Origin of the sequence: Pseudomonas gingeri, assembly GCF_013385635.1 — a bacterium.
GTDB lineage: Bacteria > Pseudomonadota > Gammaproteobacteria > Pseudomonadales > Pseudomonadaceae > Aquipseudomonas > Aquipseudomonas gingeri_A.
The window spans coordinates 774436-795001 of record NZ_JACAPR010000010.1 but is presented as its reverse complement, the minus strand read 5'-3'; the positions used below and the strand labels follow the sequence as shown (position 1 = coordinate 795001).

15 protein-coding genes and 1 pseudogene are annotated in these 20566 nt (G+C 62.3%); 3 read left to right on the top strand and 13 right to left on the bottom strand.

Annotated elements, in window-relative coordinates:
• Positions 1-145: 145 nt before the first annotated feature.
• Positions 146-3250 carry a non-ribosomal peptide synthetase gene (locus HX851_RS13960; protein WP_439899222.1) on the bottom strand — a complete coding sequence of 1035 codons (3105 nt, stop codon included), beginning with the start codon at positions 3248-3250 and terminating at the stop codon, positions 146-148.
• 630 nt (positions 3251-3880) lie between these two features.
• Here HX851_RS13960 and HX851_RS13955 point away from each other — a divergent pair.
• Positions 3881-4687 carry a helix-turn-helix transcriptional regulator gene (locus HX851_RS13955; protein WP_177065740.1) on the top strand — a complete coding sequence of 269 codons (807 nt, stop codon included), beginning with the start codon at positions 3881-3883 and terminating at the stop codon, positions 4685-4687.
• Between the two features lie 72 nt (positions 4688-4759).
• Positions 4760-6190 (top strand): AdeC/AdeK/OprM family multidrug efflux complex outer membrane factor, encoded by a 1431-nt coding sequence (adeC, locus tag HX851_RS13950; RefSeq protein WP_177065738.1) that lies wholly within the window; start codon positions 4760-4762, stop codon positions 6188-6190.
• Positions 6191-6350: 160 nt separating this feature from the next.
• Here adeC and HX851_RS13945 read toward each other — a convergent pair whose 3' ends face one another.
• The 9 genes from HX851_RS13945 to hutC form a co-directional block, all read right to left on the bottom strand.
• A complete protein-coding gene (locus tag HX851_RS13945; protein ID WP_256262472.1) occupies positions 6351-6734 on the bottom strand; it encodes a DUF1640 domain-containing protein in 384 nt (127 codons plus the stop codon).
• Positions 6735-6980: 246 nt separating this feature from the next.
• Positions 6981-8009, bottom strand: a complete 1029-nt coding sequence (locus HX851_RS13940) for a LacI family DNA-binding transcriptional regulator (protein WP_177060129.1) — start codon at positions 8007-8009, stop codon at positions 6981-6983.
• Positions 8010-8098: 89 nt separating this feature from the next.
• The gene (locus HX851_RS13935) at positions 8099-9616 is read right to left on the bottom strand and encodes an HAL/PAL/TAL family ammonia-lyase (protein ID WP_177065737.1); all 1518 of its coding nucleotides are present in this window, start codon (positions 9614-9616) and stop codon (positions 8099-8101) included.
• A 73-nt stretch (positions 9617-9689) separates the two neighbouring features.
• Positions 9690-10547: an ABC transporter substrate-binding protein gene (locus tag HX851_RS13930; protein WP_369680891.1), complete on the bottom strand. Its 858-nt coding sequence runs from the start codon at positions 10545-10547 to the stop codon at positions 9690-9692.
• Positions 10548-10624: 77 nt separating this feature from the next.
• Positions 10625-11326: an ABC transporter permease gene (locus HX851_RS13925; protein WP_177059863.1), complete on the bottom strand. Its 702-nt coding sequence runs from the start codon at positions 11324-11326 to the stop codon at positions 10625-10627.
• Entirely contained in the window at positions 11323-11973 is a 651-nt protein-coding gene (locus HX851_RS13920) for an ABC transporter permease (protein WP_177065735.1), read from the bottom strand. Before HX851_RS13920 ends, HX851_RS13925 begins: the two co-directional genes overlap by 4 nt.
• Complete coding sequence (locus HX851_RS13915) at positions 11970-13082, bottom strand: ABC transporter ATP-binding protein (RefSeq protein WP_177059867.1); 1113 nt, start codon at positions 13080-13082, stop codon at positions 11970-11972. The genes HX851_RS13920 and HX851_RS13915 overlap by 4 nt, the downstream gene beginning before the upstream one ends.
• Before the next feature lie 70 nt (positions 13083-13152).
• Positions 13153-14022: an NAD(P)-dependent oxidoreductase gene (locus HX851_RS13910; protein WP_177065732.1), complete on the bottom strand. Its 870-nt coding sequence runs from the start codon at positions 14020-14022 to the stop codon at positions 13153-13155.
• A 291-nt stretch (positions 14023-14313) separates the two neighbouring features.
• Entirely contained in the window at positions 14314-15042 is a 729-nt protein-coding gene (gene hutC, locus HX851_RS13905) for a histidine utilization transcriptional repressor HutC (protein ID WP_177059871.1), read from the bottom strand.
• 182 nt (positions 15043-15224) lie between these two features.
• On the opposite strand from hutC, the gene HX851_RS13900 reads away from it, so the two are divergent.
• Positions 15225-17279 (top strand): CoA transferase, encoded by a 2055-nt coding sequence (locus HX851_RS13900; protein WP_439899217.1) that lies wholly within the window; start codon positions 15225-15227, stop codon positions 17277-17279.
• Here HX851_RS13900 and HX851_RS13895 read toward each other — a convergent pair.
• The 3 genes and pseudogenes from HX851_RS13895 to HX851_RS13885 all read right to left on the bottom strand — a co-directional run.
• Positions 17272-17967 (bottom strand): annotated as a pseudogene (locus HX851_RS13895) (LysR family transcriptional regulator); the annotation flags it as partial. The gene HX851_RS13900 and the pseudogene HX851_RS13895 overlap by 8 nt on opposite strands.
• Positions 17968-18136: 169 nt before the next feature.
• Positions 18137-19078 (bottom strand): aldo/keto reductase, encoded by a 942-nt coding sequence (locus HX851_RS13890; protein WP_177065727.1) that lies wholly within the window; start codon positions 19076-19078, stop codon positions 18137-18139.
• 4 nt (positions 19079-19082) lie between these two features.
• Positions 19083-20561, bottom strand: coding sequence for an efflux transporter outer membrane subunit (locus HX851_RS13885; RefSeq protein WP_177065725.1), 1479 nt, complete (start codon positions 20559-20561; stop codon positions 19083-19085).
• Positions 20562-20566 lie beyond the last annotated feature (5 nt).

Genomic DNA, 20566 nt, shown 5'->3' with positions numbered 1-20566 from the left:
TCAAAAAAAGGAAATAAAGGCACTAAGCCATCAGTGTTTTTTCACTGGTTTGAAAACTAAAGCATCCATTCGGATGTGTCTGACATGGGAAGCGGGGACATGGCCAACGCCGCCGTTTTCAGGGGGTGCGAGGCTGCCCCGACAGTCAGAGCCGCCGCCGGCGATTGAGCGTCGGAATGGTGGTGGCCGGGATCTCGAGCGCTTGCACGCGCCCGACGGTGCGGGTAGCCAGGGCAGCAAGGCGGGGTTCGCTGAAGATGGCCGAGGCATCGGCCTCCAGGCCCGCCTCACGCATGCGTGCCACAAGCTTCATGGCCAGCAGCGAATGCCCGCCCAACTCGAAGAAATGGTCGTTGCGGCCCACCCGCTCGAGCTTCAGCACCTCGGCCCAGATCTGCGCCAGGGCGATTTCCACGGCGCCCTGTGGGGCCTCGTAACGCCGGCTGATCACCGCCTCGATGCCGGGGGCCGGAAGTGCCTGGCGGTCCAGCTTGCCGTTGGGAGTCAGTGGCCATGCGTCGAGGCGCACATAGGCCGATGGCACCATGTAGTCCGGGAGCAGTGTCGACAGATGGTTGCGCAGCGCCTCGATGGCCGGCACCTGTGCGGGGTCTCGCGGCGTGAAATAGGCCACCAGCCGCTCGTCGCGCATCAGCACCACCGCCTCCCTGACCCTGTCATGGGCCGAAAGGCGCGCCTCGATCTCGCCAAGCTCCAGGCGAAAGCCGCGCAGCTTGACCTGGAAGTCGTCGCGCCCGAGGAATTCGAGGTTGCCATCGGCGCGATAACGCACTAGGTCACCGGTGCGATAGAGGCGGTCGCCGGCCACGAACGGACTGTCGATAAAACGCTCGGCCACCAACTGCGGCAACCCCAGGTAGCCACGGGCAACGCCGACCCCGCCAATGTGCAATTGCCCGCTGAAACCGATCGGGACCGGCCGGTCCTGGGCATCGAGCACATACAGGCGCGTGTTGCAGATCGGCCGGCCGATGGGCAACTGGATATCCGGTATCGCAGCACCCGGTTCCAGGGTCCAGACCGTGCTGTCGACCGTCGCCTCCGTCGGCCCGTAGACGTTGTGCAGGCGCACCCCTGGCAGGCACTCCCGGACCCTGTGGGCCAGGGCCGCCGTCAGTTCGCCGCCGCCACAGAACACGTCCGTCAGGCTGGTGCATTGGCTGACTTCCTCCAGTTCGAGGAACTGCTGCAGCATCGCCGGCACGAACTTGATCACGGTGACCTGCTGCTCACGCACCGTTTGCGCCAGGTAGGCCGATTCCCATTGCCCGTCGGGACGGGCCAGCACCAGGCGCATGCCCACGGTCAGCGGCCAGAAGAACTCCCAGACCGAGCCGTCGAAACTGAACGGGGACTTCTGCAACAACGCCCCGCTGCGATCGCCGGTAAACAGTTTCGAACTCCAGTGCACCAGGTTGCACAGGCCGCGATGCTCGAGCGCCACGCCCTTGGGTGTGCCGGTGGAGCCCGAGGTATAGATCACATAGGCCAGGTTCGACGCGGTCAGTCCCGGCACCTGCACCTCGCTCACCGGTTGGTCATGCCAGGTGTCATGGTCGAAGTCGAGCACGGGTATGGTCACCGCGCCCGGCAGGTGACGCGTAGCGGCATGCACCAGCAGCAGTACCGACGAACTGTCGCGCAGCATGTGCTCCAGGCGCTCCGGCGGATAGCCCGGATCCAGCGGCACATAGGCGCCCCCGGCCTTGACGATGGCCCACAGGCCGATCACCAGTTCCAGGCCGCGCTCGACGCAGATCGCCACCCGCGCATCGGGTTGCACGCCCTGCTCGCGCAGGCAGTGCGCCAACTGGTTGGCCCGCTCGTTGAGCTGGCGATAGGTCAGGCTCCGCTCGCCCGCCACCACTGCCACGGCCTCCGGTGTGCGTCGGACCTGGGCCTCGAACACCTGCTGGATGGTCTGTTCGAGATCATAGGCCGCCTCAGTGGCATTCCAAGCCGCCAACCGCTCGGTTTCGGCCGGCGTGACCAGCACAAACTCGCGCAGCGCCAGGCCGGTGTTTTCCAGTCCCTGCTCGAGCACGAAAGTCAGCCGCTCGGCCAGTGCCTGGACCTCGGCGGGCTCGAAGTAGGCCTCGTTGTAGACGAGGTGGATCCAGGCCTTGTCGTTATAACGGTTGCTGCGCAGATGAAGGGTCAACGGTGTCGACTCGTGACGATTGGACACCTTCACGGTGTGCGCCTGCGCCTCGCCGTACCGGTAATCATGGTCATCCTGCTCATAGGACACCGATATTTCGAACAGTTGGCTGCGATCCTCGCGCAGCAGGCCCAGCGCACGGTTCATCTCGCTCAGGGGGTAGCGCTGGTGCCGCAGGTCCTGCCTGAGGACATCACGTACACCGCATACCAGTTCGCCGAACGACAGCCCATCGGCAAAATCGAAACGCAGCGCGCTGACCTGGGTAAACAGTCCCAGGGTCGACTTGAAGCGGGCATTGCCACGGTTAAGGATCGGTACGCCGAGCACCCAGTCATTGGGCTGCGAAGTACCGGCGAAGCAGAGATGCACCGCCGCCAGCAACACATGGAAGGCCGAGGCCTGGCAGGTACTCGCCAGGGCCTTCATCCGCTCGTGCAGTGATGTGGGAAAGGCCTGGACCACGCTGTCGCTGGCCCACCGACCGCGATAACGCGGCAGCAGCATCGGGTCCGGTACCGTCCGGTACTTGGCCAGCCAGTAGTCACGGTCGCGGGTGTAGCGCGACGAATCGCGGTATTGCTGGTCATCGGCGATAAAGTCGATATAGGACGGTGCCACCAGGTCCGGCTCCTCGCCGCGCGCCAGCGCGCTGTAGATGCCTCCCAGCGAGGCCAGCATCTGCCCGAAGCCCCAGCCGTCGAGGATCAGGTGGTGGGCCTGGGTGCCCAGCAAATTGTGGGTATCGTCCAGCCGAACCAGGAAGAAGCGGAACAACGGCCCGCCCTCCAGTTCGTAAGGCTGCTGTATCTGCTGCTGCATCAGCCGCCGGGCGGCTGCCAGCGGATCGGCCTGGCTGGCAACGCTGTACAACGGCACCGACACGGCCAGCGTCGGGGCGAAGCTCTGTACGGGCAGGCCATCGGCACCGGCCCGCAGCACGGTGCGCAGGGCATCGTGTTTGGCCACCAGGCACTCGACCGCACGCTGGACAAGTTGCGGGACAATGGTCCCATTAAGTTCTACATATCCTCCGATATTGTACAACGGAGAATCACCCCGACTCATCTGGTCAAGCCAGATGTCCCGCTGGCTGGCCGTCAGGGGAAAGCCCTCTCGAGTCACAGCCGTATCGTCCATGTCGGTAGCGCGGGAAAGTTCCATAAGGTCCGTCTCAAACAATTATCCGCGAATTTAAACATCCGGCTTGCGGGGCTGTATGGCACCAAAACCCCGGACAAAAAAACCTCCTGTATGGAGGGGCTTATCCCTGGGGATATTCATGCAAGCGACTCCCCCACCAGGACCCGCGACATTGAGCACTCCCCCGGAATCTTTGTAGCCACCGTCAAAACGCCACTTAAGCAAAGTCTTAAAAATATGTAGGAAATACGCTAAAGACCACCTTTGCCACCGACTGAATCACCCGCCATACAACCCATAAAATTTATTAATATCATGCATTTGTAGCTATATTATTAAGACAACCCAACACAGAACAAGCGTTTGATATAGTCAGAAAATCCCCATACCCCCTACACCCTTCATAGATTTTTATGTCCCCTTTTTCCACTACAGACGTAGGATAAATGCATAGGCTTAAATCCCCGGAGAAATCCTGTTCAAGGAGAACTGGTTGCTTCCGATTTCATGCCGCAAATCGTTTGACGACAGGTCTATATCAAGGAAGACAAGGAAATGAATCTGACCAGCAGTATTCGAGACGTAGAAAGCCCCGGCTTCTATTTCGAATTGGGCGAACTGATTTCAAGCACGGGCAATGAACACTTTGCCAGCAACATGCTCAACCTGATCGATAAGCTGGTACCGGTCGAGCGGATCGACCTCAGCGAATGGACACTCGACGAGCGCCAGGCCAGCGTGGTCGATATCGAGCCACTGGGCTGCGCCGGCCTGAAAGACGACTCTGCGCCGCCCGAACTCCCGCAGCACCCGGATACACATCCACTGCTCAGCCAGATGATCGAGATGGATGACTCACTCCTGATCCAGATGAACGCGCAGGTCAACCGCCGTGATAACCGGGACGCCGCCCACCAGTGCAACCTGGTGTCGCGCAAATCCAATCGGCGCTGTGTCATTTCGCTTTACCGTTCGCACACGCAAAAAGGCTTTGCCCTCGGCGAGCTGTCATTTCTCAAGAACCTCTCCGACACCCTGCTGCCGCTGATCGAACGCCATGCGCAGATCAGCCGCCAGGCCGTCCTGAAGAACGTCACCAGCCCTATGCCGGGGCCTCAGGCGGAACAGGAGCCCGTCTCGTTGCAGCAAGCCTTCAGCAAGCGCCTGGCTCTGGGCGACATCATTCTGTCGAGCCGGGAACGGGAAGTCTGCCTGGGGCTGCTGGTGGGTGGCACGGTGCCACAGATGGCCGAGAAACTCAGCGTGAAGAACAGTTCCGTCGAAACCTATCTCAAGCGCGCGGCCGCCAAACTCGGGGTCAGCGGACGCCATGGGCTGGCCCGCTGGATGGCCGGCGCCTAGACCTTCCTTTCTTGCTGACAAGCGGGTGCCGGTTACACGGCCACCCGCCCTTCCCTTCCATGAGGCTGGTCGATGAGCAAATCCCCTCTTTCCCTGGTCGCCGCGGCACTGCTGCTCGGCGGTTGTTCGCTGATGCCGGATTACCGGCAACCGGCTTCGCCCAGTGCGCCGCAGTATCCCCAGGGCCCGGCCTATGCGACGACCGCCCAAGACAGCGTTGCGCCAGGCGCGGACTGGCGCAGCCTGTTTCGTGACCCGACGCTGCGGCAATTGATCGGAAACGCCCTGATGAACAACCGCGATCTGCGGGTGGCCGCCCTGAATGTCGACGCCTTCCAGGCCCAGTACCGGATCCAACGCGCCGACCTGCTGCCGGCGGTTTCGGCCAATGGCAGCAGCTCACGCCAGCGGGTGCCGGGCAGTCTGGCGGGCGGCAAGCCGGTCATCACCTCGAGCAGCTCGGTGAACCTGGGCGTCAGCGCCTATGAGCTGGATTTGTTCGGCCGCGTGCGCAGCCTGACCGAGCAGGCCATGGCCACCTACCTCTCCTCGGAACAGGCACGACGCAGCACCCAGTTGAGCCTGGTGGCCAATGTCGCCAATGCCTACCTGACCTGGCTGGCTGACCGTGAATTGCTGGCATTGACCCGCAAGACTCTCGCCGCCTATGAACAGAGCCTGCACCTGACCACCCGCAGCCGCGATGCCGGCAAGCTCTCGGCGCTGGATGTCAGCCAGGCCCGGACCAGCGTCGAAAATGCCCGCGCCAACCTGTCGCGCTACGAGCGCCAGGTCGCCCAGGACCTGAACAACCTGACACTGCTGGTCGGCGCACCACTGCCCGACTCGCTGCCCGAACGACCGCTGGCCGATGGCCTGGTGGCGCAAGTGCCGGCGGGCCTGCCTTCGGATCTACTGCAACGGCGCCCGGACATCCTCCAGGCCGAATACCAGCTCAAGGCCGCCAACGCCAATATCGGCGCGGCGCGGGCGGCGTTCTTTCCGAGCGTGAGCCTGACCGCGAATGCCGGCACCACCAGCAAGGAACTGTCGGGACTGTTCAAGGCCGGCTCGGGATCCTGGACCTTCCAGCCGCAGGTCAACCTGCCGATTTTCAATACCGGCAGCCTGCGGGCGAGCCTGGACTACTCGAAGCTGCAGAAGGATATCCGTATCGCGCAATACGAAAAATCGATCCAGACTGCCTTCCAGGAAGTTGCTGACGGCCTGGCGGCACGCCAGACCTACGACGAGCAACTCCAGGCGCAACGTGACCTGGTGAAGGCCACACAGGACTATTACGATATGGCTGAGCATCGCTATCGGACCGGGGTCGACAGCAGCCTGGTGTTCCTCGATGCGCAACGTTCGCTGTTCAGTTCGCAGCAAGGCCTGATCAACGATCAGCTGGCGCAACTGGTGGCGGAGGTGAACCTGTACACGGCGCTGGGTGGCGGATGGAGCGAGTGGTCGAGGCTGACGCTGTCGAGTCGACAGCCTTGAGATGACACAGAGGCTGTCACGCAATCATTGCGACTCTGTCACCACATCGTCATACCCGTTAATCAGAATGATGTCAGCCAAAGGGATTTGGCCCATCTGTCGAGAGCCCGCCATTGCGCGGGCTTTTCGTTTGTCGCGCTTGAATGAAAGAACGCGAAGATCAGGCCGACCTGCTCAGCAGCTCAAAACCCATCTTCAGCAGCGGTACGGCGACGCAGATGAAGATCAGGCCGAACTGCCACCGCAGGATCTTGTTCTGCGACTCCAATGCCGAAATGGACGAACGCAGATCGGCCCCTTGCTCCTTGATCAAGGCGCGCAGTTCGACACCTTGTGCCCGCATTTCGCTGCCCAGCTCCCTGACAACTGATCCCTGCTCCGAGAAGCGTGCATCCAGCCGTGCTTCCAGGCGTGCTTCGGTTTGCAGCAAATCCGACTTTGTCGCGAGATTTTTCATATCGGCCTCCCAGGCATCTACAACCGCCTTGGCCTTGTTCGCCGGAATACTGGCAGTCGTCAGTGCGTCGTATAAGGTTAGCGACATTTCCATAATAGCTCCTGCAATTGACAAGCGACCTGGAGACATCGGCTCGAAGGAGTGTGGTCATCGTCAAGCCGGCCTTCCCGGCCAGGTGCTGCGCACGACAACAATACCATTCGGATACTCGGCCAAAACCTGTTGGAAGAGATAGGCAGACGCTTCCCAGGATCTTGTAGGCCAAAGCGCCACGTAGAAGCACATTCAGCAACACGTCAGGCCCGATGTTGTACCGTGGCATCGCCCAACGCTTTAACCACCAGGCAGGTTGAACGGCGTGACGATCTGCACCTGGGACGGAGCAATCGGTCCGGCTTTCCACAGCCGGTGGAACTGCAGGATGTGCAGGAACACATTGCGGGCATCGACCTGCAGGTTGTGGTCGATGATCGCGGCGATTTTTTCCTCGTTCAGCAACTGCCGGTTTTCTTCGTCCAGATCGTGACCGACAAACACTTCCAGGGGCCGGCCCTGCGCGGCAAAGGCATCGACGATCGCGCGATTGCCACCGCCGACGCTGTACACCGCCTTGAGCCCGGGATGCTGTTTGAGTGCCTCGCTCACCCGTTCGAAGGTACGCGCGTAAACCCCGAAACCACCGCTGATATCCAGCACCCGCAAATGCGCGGCACGTCCACGCAGCCACATGCGAAAGCCCATCTCCCGCTCTTCTTCGCCACGGAACAGCTCGCTGCTGATCACCACGGCCACCTCCTGGGGCTCGGACGGCAGCCAGCGTGAAAACAGGTACGCGGCGGTCTGCCCGGCGGTGCGATTGTCCATGCCGACATAGCCGATGCGTTCGCTTTGCGGCAAGTCACTCACCAGGGTCACCACCGGGATACCAGCCTCGGCCAGTCGTCCGACCGCCTGGTTCACCACCGGCTCGTCGGCGGCCTTGAGCACCACGCCCTGGCTGCCCGTGTCGAGGCAACGCAGTAGCCTGTCGTGCATCGCCTGCGGCTCGATGTCCTCGAACAGGTGAAACCGCGGAGCGATGCGAAACGGCGCCAGGCTGCCCAGTTGCGTGATGATCGCCTTCTGCACCGCCGTACTGAAACGCCGTGGCGTGTGCAGGATCACGTCGATATGGAAGGTGCGCCCCACCACCAGGCCGTTTTTTTCCTGGGACTCGAGTTCATCCAGGGCCTGCTCGATACGCCGCCGGGTCTGGTAATGCACACTGCCTCGCTCATGCAGCACACGATCGACCGTGGCCTTGCTGACCCCCGCCTGGATGGCGAGTTGCTTGATGGAGAAGTGTTTGGCACGTGCGAGCATGGTCATGGCCTGAGGTTTTCCTGAGGACTTTTCGGGCAATACCGAGGTCGCCGCAATGCTAACCCCGGTTTCACCGAGCGTCGAGTCTCTCAGTGCGACCCCATGGCGCTCTCGATCGCGCTGGCCAGGCGACCATCATCGATCATTTCGCGAATGGCCTGCAGCTCCGGATACATGTCCCGGTCTTCGTCACGCGCCGGCACCTGCGTACGGATCATGTCGTAGGCCGCCCCCGTGCCCCGCCCCGGTCGCAACGGGCGCTGGAACTCCAGGGCCTGCGCGGCGCAAATGAACTCGACGCCGAGAATATCCACCGTGTTGTTCGCGGCGGTGCGTGCCTTGCGCGCGGCACCGACGCCCATCGACACATGGTCTTCCTGGCCCGCGCAGGTCGAAACGCTGTGCACACTGGCCGGCGCCGCAAGCCCGCGGTTATCGGCAGCCAGTGCCGCGGCGACATAAGGCGGAATCATGAAGCCGGAGTTGGAACCACGGCCATCGGCCAGAAACGCGGGCAGCTCGCTGAGGTGACTATTGGTCAACCGATCGGAGCGGGCCTGGGACATGCTGCCCAGTTGCGAAATGGCCACCGCCAGGAAATCCAGGGCCAAGGCGGTCGGTGCACCGTGGCCGTTGCCGCCGGGCAAGGCGACCAGCGTATCGTTCTCGACGACAAAGACCGGATTGTCCGTCACCGAGTTGATCTCGACCTCAAGCACGCCACGACAGTAGGCAATGGCCTCGCGCACGGCACCATGCACCTGCGGGATGCAGCGCAGGCTGAGAGCGTCCTGCAAACGGTGATCGACATTCGCCGCAATGATCTCGCTGGCGTCCAGCAAACTCAGGAGCCGGGCGGCCGTCGCCGCTTGCCCGGCATGGGGACGCATGCGCTGCAGCCTCGGGTCATAGCCCTTGGTGTTGCCCTTCAAGGCTTCAAGGCTCATCGCGCCTGCCACATCGGCCAGGCCGACCAGTTGCTCCACCTGGTCAAGCACCAGGGCACCGATGCCGGTGATTTCGTAGGTCCCGCTGAGCAGCGCATGCCCCTCGCGCGGCCCCGGCTCACGGACGGCGATACCAGCACGCGCAAGCGCCTCGCCACCGGGCAGCAACTCACCCTGGTACCACGCCTGGCCCTGGCCAAAAACAGCCAGGCCGATATGGGCCGTCGCAATCAGATAGCCGACCGACCCGCCTCCTGGCGACCAGGGTGTGACGCCCCGGTTGAGCATCTCGCTCATGGTCACGACAAGCTCGGAGCTGACACCGCTGCAGCCTTGCAGGAGCGCCTTGATCATGGTTGCCATGATGGCCCGGATCGCCAGGTTGTCGTGGGGGTCCCCGACCCCGCTGGCGTGGCTCCTCAACATATTGAGCTGCGAGCGTGAAATCTCCTCCGGGCGCAGCTTCACCGAGTACAGGTCGCCCACCCCGGTGGTAAGCCCATAGATCGACTGCCCGCTGTCCAGCTCAAGCTGGATAAGATCGTGGATACGTTTCATCGCAGTGAGCATGACGGGATCGAGCACCACCGGTGCACCGGCGGCGATCGCGGCGATGTCGTCGATGGAGGTGGGTTCCGCACCCAGCTTTACGGTGATCATGTGACGGGTCAAGATTGTGTCCTCATGGAAAGATCATCGATGGTGCAACGCCACGCGTTGCACCCGCACCGCCTCAGTTCATCTTGTGCACGGTCAGCCAGCGAGCGGCAATGACATCGATGCTCTCGTGCTCGTTCAGGCTGCCGTTCATGACAATCAGGTCCTCGGTGGTCAACGCGGCGGACACGGCGTTCAACAGGTTCGCCATTTCGGGCGTCATCTTTTTCGCGGCGAAGATCGGCACGATATTCTGGGCGGGAAAGAGGTTCAGCGGATCCGCCAGGGGCACCAGGTTATTGCTCTTGATCGCCGGGTCGGTCGAAGTCAGGTCAGCGGCATCGATCTGCCCGTTGAGCAATGCGGAAAGCGTCAGCGGCCCGGCGACGTCCAGGGTCTTGAATGACTTGAAGGTCAGGCCATAAACCTCCTTGAGACCGAGCACCCCTTCCTTGCGCGACTTCCACTCCGGAGGCCCGCCTAGTACCAGCTGATGGGCAACCGGCTTCAGGTCCGCGATAGTCGCCAGCTGGTATTTTTCCGCGGTCGCCTTCGTGACGACCACCACATCGGAATCCTGGGCCGACGATGGCGGCAGCATCGAGATGCCTTCCGGCAATGCCTTGCGTAACGCCTCGGCAACATCCTGGGGTGAATGGGCGGTGGCTTTCTTGTTCAGGTAGCTGAGCGTCGCGCCTGAATACTCCGGAATCATATCGATCGAACCATCGAGCAGCGCCGGCAGGTAAACCTCCCGGCTACCGATGTTGAGCTTGGTATTGACCGCAATACCCTTTGCCCCCAGGGCCTTGGCATAGATCGTGGCGAGCAGCTGGCTTTCAGGAAAATCGGCCGAACCAATGGTAATCGCCTCCACTTTTGCCGTTTCGGCAGCCATCGCCGAAACGTTCAAAAGACTGGAAACAGCGAACACACCCAAGGCAAACATTGCTTTTATCATGGTCTGAACTCTCTCAAGGATCCCAGGGGGAAGGTTGGTGGGTCGATCCGTCAACCCATGGAACTGCGTCGAGCACTTTTCGGCATCTTTCGGGTCAGCCCGGGAGACACCAGAACAGAGGACAGAAGGCCAATCAGCAGGTCGACAGCCAGCGCGAGGACAGCGACCAGAAAGGCGCCCGCCGCCATCTGCGCATAATCGTTCTGGGCACGCCCATCGATGATGAAGCGGCCTATACCGCCGAGTGAGACATACGAAGCAATGGTTGCCGTGGAAATGACCTGGAGCGTGGCGCCACGCAGCCCGGAGAGCATCAACGGCAGTGCGCACGGCAACTCGACACGCAACAGCAGGCTCAGCGGCGGGTAACCCATGCCCCGCGCCGCGTCGACGACAGCCGCGTCGACCGCGACCATTCCGGCATAAGTCCCGGTCATGATCGGCGGGACCGCGAGCAGGATCAGCACGATGAGGCTCGGCACCAGAAAGGCCAGGTCGGAAGCGAAAACCGGGCCGAACAGAATCACCAGCAACACGATCAGGCCGATGCTCGGCAAGGCTCGCAATATATTGGCGAATCCCGCGACCCAGACCACGCCTTTTCGGGTGTGGCCAACGTACAAGCCGATCGGCACCGCAATGACCGCCGCGATCAACAACGCAACGGCGCTGTAGAACAGGTGTTCGGCGACACGCACCAGGATTCCTTCGGAATCCGTCCAGTGCGAAGGATCAAGGAACCAGTCGATCATGATTGCACCTTGCGCGGTTGCCAGGAGGTCAGGCGTGCGGCCAGCAGGATCACCAGCCCGTCGAGCAGGACCGCCAGCAGCAGACAGAGGACGATGCCGACGACGATCGGCGTCAGGAATCGCTGTTGCATCCCTTGCGAAAACAACAGGCCAAGTTGCGGTGTACCAATCAGCGCCGCGACTGAAACCACGCTGACATTGGACACCACCGCGACCCGCAGGTTGGCGGCGATCACCGGGACGGCGATGGGCAGCTCGACCGCCACCAGGCGGTGCAAGGCGCGATAGCCCATGGCGTCGGCGGCCTGCAGCGTTTCTTCGGGGACTGAATCCAGCCCGTCGCTGACCGTGCGGACCAGCAATGCCAGCGAATAGAGCGTCAGGGCAATGACCACGTTCAGCGGGTCGAGAATCCGCGTGCCGATGATCCCAGGCAGCAGGACAAACAGCGCCAGCGCCGGGATCGTGTACAGCAGTCCGGCGGCGCCGAGCATGGCCGACTTGAACACCCCGCTGCGCTGGGCGGCCCAGCCCAGCGGCAACGCCAGGGCCAGCCCGATCAGCACCGGCACCACTGACAGGATCAGGTGCGACCAGAACAGCCCTGCGATCGTGCCGGACTCCTGGATTAGCCAGTCGAACTTCATGACAGGCTCCTGTCCCGGGCACCCTGGAAATCACCCAGCGCGGCAGCGACGTCGGTCAGGCTCACGGTGCCCAGGAGGATGCCGTCCAGCCCCACGACGACACCCCGGCGTCCCGGTGCACTCAAGGTTGCATCGAAAAGCTGGCGAAGCGTTCCATCGACCGGTGCAAGCGTGCCACTGAGGTTCAAGTCGCTCGCCTGGACCGGGCCTCGCAGGCTCGGCGCATCGACCCAACCCAGCGGTTTGCCGATGGCATCCACCACCAGGACCCAGCGCTCATTGGCACTAAGGCGGACTGCCTGGACAGGCTCGCCGAGCCTGAAGGTCGGTTCGGGACGCAGCGGCAGGTTGTGGCCCATGGGCGTGAAGCCGAGGGAGCGATAGCCACGGTCGCGCCCGACGAAATCGGCCACAAACGCGTTGGCCGGCCGGGTCAACAGTTCCTGTGGCGAAGCCACCTGGACCAGTTCGCCGCCCGTGCGGAAAACGGCCACCTGATCACCGAGCTTGAGCGCTTCGTCTATATCGTGGGTGACCATGATGATGGTCTTGCCGATCTCCCGTTGCAGGCGCAGGAACTCGTCCTGCAGTTGCAGGCGCACGACCGGATCGACGGCGCTGAAGGGTTCATCCATCAGCATGAATTCCGGGTCCGACGCCAGCGCCCGGGCAACCCCGACACGCTGTTGCTGCCCACCGGAGAGTTGCCATGGATAGCGATCGGCAAAATCCAGCGTGAGCCCGACACGCTCGATCAGTTCCAGGGCAACCGTGCGGGCCTTGGCCGGCTTGATACCGTTGAGCAACGCCGTCGTGGCGACGTTCTGCAGGACGGTGCGATGGGGAAACAGCCCGGCATGCTGGATCACATAACCGATCCGGCGCCGCAGCAGCGCCACATCCATCCTTGAAGTGGGCTCCCCGTCCAGGCTGATGGTGCCCGAACTGGGCGTGATCAGCCGATTGACCATGCGCAGCGACGTTGTCTTGCCGCACCCGGAAGGCCCGACCAGGACCGTCAACTTCCCGGTCGGGGCGACAAGCGACAGCCGGTCTACCGCGACGGTGCCACCTATGTACTGCTTCGTGACATTCTCAAACGTAATCACAGGCTTTCCCTCATTCAAGAGCAGGAGCACACCATCCCATCGCAAAGGGTAGTCAACTCACCGATCGTCTTCAGGCACACGCGTTGCGTTTTTCGGTGATCAGCACCACCGATGAGATGTCATCGTCGGCGTGACCTTCCCGCGACAACTGGGCGAAGTAACTTCGCGCAAGATCGGCCACGGGCAGCACCAGGCCGTTTGCCGACATGATCGCCGCCGCATTATTGAGGTCCTTGAGAAAAGTGCGGACATGACCGCCCGGAACAAAATTGCGCTCTTCCATGCGCCGACCGTGAATCTGCAACATCTTGCTGTCGGCAAAACCGCCGGTCAGCGCCGCGCGGACACGGGCCGGCTCAAGGCCTAGCCGGGTCGCCAGGACCATCACTTCAGAGACCGCGGTGATGGCGGTCGACGCAATTGTCTGGCTGAGCAGCTTGACCGTCTGCCCCGCGCCGGAACGCCCGACATGAGTGACGCGCCCCATGCACTCCAGCACCGGCCGGGCGTATTCGATGGCCTCGGCACTGCCGCCCGCCATGATCGCCAGCGTTCCCAGTTCCGCACCGTCAGGGCCACCCGAGATCGGTGCATCCACATAGGCAATGCCCAGTGCCTGGAATCGCTCGCTGATGTCCACGGACTCATGGGGTGCGATCGAACTCATGTCGACGATCACCAACCCCGCTTTCACCTGATCGAGCAATTCCGGCGCAAAAAGTACCTCACGCACCGCGGCACCGTTCTCGATGACCGAAATCAACAACTCGACATCGCTCGCCACTTCCCCAAGGGCCGTCACTACCTGGGCGCCATGGGCGGCCAGCGGTTCGGCTTTTGCCAGCGTCCGATTCCAGACACGGACGTGGTGACCCGCATCGAGCAAGCGCCGCACCATGGGAGCGCCCATCACGCCTGCGCCAATAAATCCGATCCTCATTTGGTGCACCTCTCAGCGAATTTAAATGTCATTACATGTCATGAAGTCTAACTTGCAAACGGCGCGCCAATTCAGTCGAACCGAAACCCACTCGATTCACTTCGGCTTACGTCATCAAGTTGTCATGACGTGTATAAACTAACTCGCAGCTCAAGCGCTGTCGACAGTTTTTCGAGACGAATTTTTCCGGCAACGGCGGACAACAAAAACCCGGCTCCATGGCCGGGTTCCAGTGGTCATCCGCAAAGGTAGGGAGCAGAGCGGCCGGTGAATACCAGCCGCCCCGCTGCGTCAGGTCTGGGCGCCGTTGAGCAGGGCCGTACCGACGAAGCGTTGCCGCGATCCCGGATGGACAAAGCGGGTGAACGAGGTCATGACATCGTTCACCCAGGTCTTGCGAGTCAACACCAGAAACGCTTCGGGGGCAGTCAACTCCAGCAGGGTCGACTCCGCACCGCTGGGCAACGTGGCCTGGATTTCATGCTCCGACTTGGTCGGCATGGCAATGGACTGAAGGTAGTCGGTCGTCGATTGCCGGGTGAAATCCTGCTCCAGGTAAAGCGGTGCAAAGCGTGCCGAAACAAAACGGTCCTCCAGCTGGATGGGGACACCGTCGGCACAATAGACCAGCAGGCTGTGAAAGAACACGTCCTTGGCGCCCGCGCCCTGGCTCAAGGGTATCTCGGCCATGATCTTGGCCTTGGCCTTGACCTGTTCGAGCTTGTGCACCCGGATGGTCAGGATCTGTCCCCGATTACGGATGTCATCGGCAATGTTGTGCAGCTTGATGAAGGTCGAGGCCACCTTGGGTGGCGCGACAAAGGTACCCACGCCCTGGATCCTGTCCAGCACTCCTGACTCCGACAGTTCCCGAAGCGCGCGATTGACGGTCAAGCGCGATGCCCCCATCTCGGCGACAAGCTCACTCTCGCTGGGAATTTTCTCCCCCGAACGGAAATGGCCGCTGGCGATACCATCCAGTACGTAGGCCTTTACTTGCTGATAGAGAGGAAGAGGCAATGGGACACCCGTCTTTTAAGAGAGCCTTCAATCCTAGCACGAATGGATTCAGGCACATCTGCGTCATGACCCGACCTTCACACCACGCGGAACCGACACCCGGCAGGAATTCATGATTGCCTAGGTTGTCATGACGTGTTTATATTAATTCACGCTCGGGCAAAGTCGATCGCTTCGAGTCAATGACGTCCATGCCATCCCTCACCGCCCAGACAATGATCGAGGTTTTTATGTCGTCCATCGCTGCACCTTCCGACCAAACCCAGGATCCGACGTCTGCCGGCCCCCTTGCCGGGTTGAGAGTCGTCGACTTTACCCGCGTGTTATCCGGTCCCTTCTCGACGGCGCTGCTGGCCGACCTGGGTGCCGAAGTCATCAAGATCGAGTCGCCGGGCGGTGATGACTACCGCCATGTCGGCCCTTTCGTAGAGGGCTCCAGCGCCCTGTTCGCCTTTGCCAACCGGGGGAAGAAAAGCGTCGTCCTCGATCTGAAAAAAACCGAGGACCTGGCTGTCGCACGGCAACTGGCGAGCACCGCGGATATCGTCGTGGAGAACTTTCGCCCGGGTGTGGCCGACCGCCTGGGGATTGGTTATGAGGCCCTGCGCGCGCTGAACGAAAAACTGATCTTCGCCAGCATTTCCGGCTTTGGCCAACACAGTCCGTTCAAGGGCAAACCGGCGTACGACCTGGTCGTCCAGGCGTTGACCGGGCTGATGTCGATCAACGGCGACCCGGAGGGCCCGCCGATGATTGTCGGCGAGGCATTCGGTGACCTCACGGCCGGCCTGTTCGCGTCCTGGGCCATCCTGGCCGCAGTGGTCCAGCGCAACGGCAGCGGAAAAGGCTGCCAGATCGACGTTTCAATGTTCGACTCATTGCTCACGCTGATGCCGACGGCCGCCGCCAGCTACCTGGTTTCCGGCAAGGCGCCGACCCGGGCGGGCAACCGCCACCCGTTCTCCGCGCCTTTTGGTGCATTTGCGGCGCAGGACGGCAATGTCGTCATCGCCATTCTCAACAACAGCCTTTTCGAACAATTCGCCCTGCTCATCGACCGCCCGGACCTGTCCCGGGATCCACGCTTTGCCAGCGATGAACGACGTGGCCAGCATGAGGCGCAACTGCGTGCCGCCATCGAAGGCTGGAGTCGTTCACTACCGGTCGCACGTATCGTCGAGATGCTTGAGCAGGCCGGAATCCCCTGTGCGGCCATCGATGATGTCGCCAGTGCCGTCGACGGCCCCCAAGCCGTCGCGCGAGCGCTGTTCCGCAAGGGGATGATTGGCGGGCAGGAAATGCGCCTGCCAGAACAGCCCGTGCATTTTTCGACCCTGGTCCGAGGCAAGCCGGCGGTCGTTCCAGAGCTTGGTCAGCACACTGACGCATTCATCGGGCAGTCAGTCGGTGAAGGCCAGGCCCGGATCCCGTTGGCCTCGCCACCGCCTGCTGCAGAAAAGGCCGAAGTGGTGATCATGGACATCGATGGACCGGTCGCGACCCTCACGATCAACAGGCCTGATGCCGCCAATGCCCTGAGTGCCGAAGTCAGGGAGCAATTGCTGGCATTCGTCACCGTGCTGGAGTCGAACCGCTCCGTGCGTGTTGTTATCCTGACGGGCGCCGGCTCCAGGACATTTGCCGCAGGCTCCGACATTCGGGACATGGCCCCCATGACCGCGGCGCAATCGATGGCGCTGTCCGAAAGCATTCTCCACCTCAACAACCGTCTTTCGGCCCTGGCGCAGCCGGTTATCTGCGCGGTCAATGGCTGGTGCCTCGGCGGCGGGCTGGAACTGGCACTGGCTTGCGATCTGCGAATCGCCTCGGAAACGGCCCGGTTCGGTTTTCCGGAAGCGAAGCTGGGCATCATGACCGGCGGTGGCGGCCTGCCACGTCTGGTGCGGGTAGTCGGCAGCGGCGTAGCCCGGCACATGACGTTGACAGGCCAGTTTCTCAACGCTCAGCGTGCCTTCGAAATCGGCCTGGTCACCCAGCTATGCGCGCCTGACGAGTTGATGCAAGACGCAAAAGCCCTGGCCACGCAGATCGCCGCCCTGGCGCCCATCGCCCTGGCCCAGATCAAACGGACCATCGCAACCGTGGAGAACACCGACATGAGCTCCGGCATGCAGGCCGAGGCCCAGGCGTGTGCCGTCTGTTTTTCCACCCATGACAAGCAGGAAGGCATGGAGGCCTTCATCGCCAAGCGCCCCGCTGCATTCGAGTGGCGGTAAACATCAGGGCGGCGGTATTGATATGAAAAGGCGACACCGGGATATCGATGGCCTCCATGCCGTGCGGCCCCTCGAAAGCCCAGTGTTCCACGGGCATGACCGTGTTGACGATCCGCAGGCAATCATGGCCAGCGAGGGCGCTCGGCGAATCGGGCATGCCGCGCTTCTCCAGGTACGCCGGTGACGCGCAGAGAATGCTGTAGGTGCTCCCCAGCCGCTGGGCGACGAATCCCGAATCGGGTAGCTCCCGTGCCAGCACGATCGACATGTCGTAACCCTCTTCCAGCAGGTCGGGCTGGCGATTGGTCAGGGTCAGGTCGAACAGGACCGAGGGATACAGCACCCGGTAACGGGCGATGGCGTCGATCACGTAGTGATTGCCGACAGCCGACATCGCATGAATCTTCAGGCGTCCGGCGGGCATGACATGGGCCGTCCCCGCCTCCTCGTCCGCCTCGCGCACTTCGTCGAGAATCTTCTCGCAGCGTTGCAGGTAGCGCACACCGGCCTCGGTCAGCGCCAGGCGTCTCGTGGTGCGGTTGATCAACCGGGTCTGCAGACTGGCTTCAAGACTGGAAACGGCCTTGGACACATTGGTGATCGTGGTGCCCAGCACCCCGGCCGCCGCGGTGAAGCTGCCGCTCTGCGCGACGGTGATGAAAAACCGCATGCTCTGGAATACGTCCATCGTTGCCACCTCGCAAATGTGGGAGCCGGCTTGCCCGCTCGATCGTTCCCACGCTCCGCGTGGGAATGCCTCTCTGGACGCTCCGTGTCCGCTTCTGTGACGCAGAGCGTCAACGGCTGCATTACCACGCTGGAGCGTGGGAACGATCATTCATCGATCATGCCTGGAATCATTTTTTACGCGGAATAAAACCAGGCACACCGGTTTCCACCACCGAGTTGAAACGTATCCGGGTGCTGATCTCTTCCTGGATTTCCCGCATGGCGCGGTGGGGCAAGGTCGCGATGTCGAAATTCTCCTGGATATGGCTCGGTGTCGCCGAGGTGGTCAGGAACGCCACGCCACGCTGTACCGACCAGGCCAGGGCCACTTGTGCCGGGGTCTTCTGCAAACGTCGGGCGATCCCGGTGATCACCGGTTCTTCCAGCACATTGGGCTGCATGCCGTGCCCGAGGGGCGCGAACGCCAGGACGATGATGCCGTGCTCCCGGCAGAACTCGAGCAACTCCCATTCCGGCAGATACGGGTGGGACTCGACCTGGACCACCGAGGGTTTGATCCGGGCCACCGCGACCACCGTCTTCAAGGCTTCCAGGGTGATGTCCGACAGGCCGATGGCGCGGCACCGCCCCTCATCCATCAGGTTTTCAAGCGCCCGCCAGGTGTCGATCAGGGTCACGTCCGGGTCGTAGATCACCTGGCCTTGTGCGTCCCGCGGGTCCTGGTTGTCGCCGGGCTGAAAGGCAAACGGCGTATGGATCAGATAACAGTCGATATAGTCGACACCCAGTCGCCGACAGCTGGCCTCGAACGCCGGCTTGACGCGCTCGGGGCGGTGATTGGTGTTCCATAGCTTGGTGGTGATGAACAGCTCTTCCCGCTTGATCTTGCCGATCTCCAGCGCCTCCTGTAGCGCCACGCCGACCTGTTCTTCGTTGCGATAGCGCTCGGCACAATCGAAATGCCGGAAGCCGGTTTGCAGCGCGGTCCTGATCGCCTCGGTGGTCGCCGAAAGATCGCGGAACAGCGTACCGAAGCCCACCGCCGGCATCGAACCGCTGCCGTAGATAAGTGGAAACCGGGTATCGCGAAGGGTGTCTTGATAAGTCATGTCGTTACTCCATGGTCTGTCTGTTGATTTCGCCGGAGGCAACCTGCCGTGCCACCGCGCCGACGGCGTTGCCGCCAAGCGCCACGAACAGCCGTACCGTGTCGAGATACTGCGCGGTCTGCACCCTGATCAGCCCCAGCGACGCCTGCTCATAGGCGCGCTCGGCCTCCAGCACCTGGAGAATGCTGTTTTCACCCTGGGCATAGGCTTGCTGGTTCAGGTGCAGGCTGGTTTCGGCGGCGCGCAAGGCCTGTGTCTGCGCCAGGTTGGCTTCGGCGTTGTGGTTGATCGCCTGCAGCGTGTCCGCCACCTGGCCGAAGGAACTGATGACCGTCTGCCGGTAGCCCGCCAACGCCGCCTGGTAGCCGTCGATAGAAGCCTGGCGTTCGGCCTCGCGGGTGCCGCCGTCGAAGATCGGTCCCGCCAGCCCTGCTGCAAGACCCCAGAGCGCGGCGCCGCCATTGCCGGAAGCGGCCTGTGCCAGCGAGGCCGACAGCTCCACGTGGGGATAGAGATTGGCCGTCGCGATACCCACCGCGGCGCTGGCCATATGCAGGTCGGCCTCGGCCTGCAGGATATCGGGCCGGGTGCGGGCCATTTCCGAAGGCAGGCTGACCGGCAGGTTGGCCGGCAAGGTAAATTCGTCCAGTTCGAAATCCGCGGCGATCCAGTCGGCAGGCCCCTTGCCCGCCAGGATCGACAACGCATGCCGCGCCGCATCGCGTTGCTGGGCCAGGGGTGGCAACAGCGTACGATCCTGCGCCAGCCGGGTTTCGGCCAGCGACACGTCGATCCGCGTGGTGGCGCCATTGAGCTGGGCCGTACGCACCAGTTCGAGATTCCTCGCGTCATTGGCCAGCAGCTTCTCCACCGCCGCCATCTGCGCATTGGCGCTAGCCACCAGCAGCGCCTGGCTGGCGACATCGCCCGTCAGCGTCAGGTAGGCCGCTTCGTAGCGGTGCTGCTGCAGCTCGGTGAACGCCTGCTGCTGCTCGATCCGCCGCCGGTTGCCACCGAAGGCATCGAGGTCGAAGCCGACCCGTGGCCCGACCGAATAGAAATTGGCAACCGCAGGTTCGGCGCTCGCGTGTATCCGCTGACGGCCGGCCTGGGCGCCGAAATCGACCTGTGGAGACAGCGCCCCTTCCGCCGCGGCCACGGAGGAAGCCGCTTGCCGAAGTGTCGCGTCAGCCGCTACCAGTTCGAGATTGCTGGCGATAGCCCGGCGAACCAACTGATCGAGCTTGGTTGACTGAAAGGTCGACCACCAATCACCCTTGAGCTTCTTGCCCAGTTCGATGTGCTGATCACCTTGCCCGCCCAGACGTTGCTCGGCTTGCGGGTCATAGTGCTGCGACGGGCTTGGCGACGGCGTCTTGAAGTCCGGGCCGACGGTACAGGCGGACAACAGGGCAACCGTCGAGAGCGTCCCGACCATCGCTGGAAACCGCTGTCTGTTGCTGACGAACGTATTGGATTGCATTTTCC

Bases quoted from the DNA above. Each gene is read 5' to 3' on its own strand.
- HX851_RS13890 (WP_177065727.1), bottom strand. From the start codon at position 19,078: ATGACTTATCAAGACACCCTTCGCGATACCCGGTTTCCACTTATCTAC.
- HX851_RS13945 (WP_256262472.1), bottom strand. From the start codon at position 6,734: ATGTCGCTAACCTTATACGACGCACTGACGACTGCCAGTATTCCGGCG.
- HX851_RS13885 (WP_177065725.1), bottom strand. From the start codon at position 20,561: ATGCAATCCAATACGTTCGTCAGCAACAGACAGCGGTTTCCAGCGATG.
- HX851_RS13925 (WP_177059863.1), bottom strand. From the start codon at position 11,326: ATGATCGACTGGTTCCTTGATCCTTCGCACTGGACGGATTCCGAAGGA.
- HX851_RS13960 (WP_439899222.1), bottom strand. From the start codon at position 3,250: ATGAGTCGGGGTGATTCTCCGTTGTACAATATCGGAGGATATGTAGAA.
- HX851_RS13920 (WP_177065735.1), bottom strand. From the start codon at position 11,973: ATGAAGTTCGACTGGCTAATCCAGGAGTCCGGCACGATCGCAGGGCTG.
- HX851_RS13900 (WP_439899217.1), top strand. From the start codon at position 15,225: ATGACGTCCATGCCATCCCTCACCGCCCAGACAATGATCGAGGTTTTT.
- adeC (WP_177065738.1), top strand. From the start codon at position 4,760: ATGAGCAAATCCCCTCTTTCCCTGGTCGCCGCGGCACTGCTGCTCGGC.
- HX851_RS13940 (WP_177060129.1), bottom strand. From the start codon at position 8,009: ATGCTCGCACGTGCCAAACACTTCTCCATCAAGCAACTCGCCATCCAG.
- HX851_RS13955 (WP_177065740.1), top strand. From the start codon at position 3,881: ATGAATCTGACCAGCAGTATTCGAGACGTAGAAAGCCCCGGCTTCTAT.
- HX851_RS13910 (WP_177065732.1), bottom strand. From the start codon at position 14,022: ATGAGGATCGGATTTATTGGCGCAGGCGTGATGGGCGCTCCCATGGTG.
- HX851_RS13935 (WP_177065737.1), bottom strand. From the start codon at position 9,616: ATGATCACCGTAAAGCTGGGTGCGGAACCCACCTCCATCGACGACATC.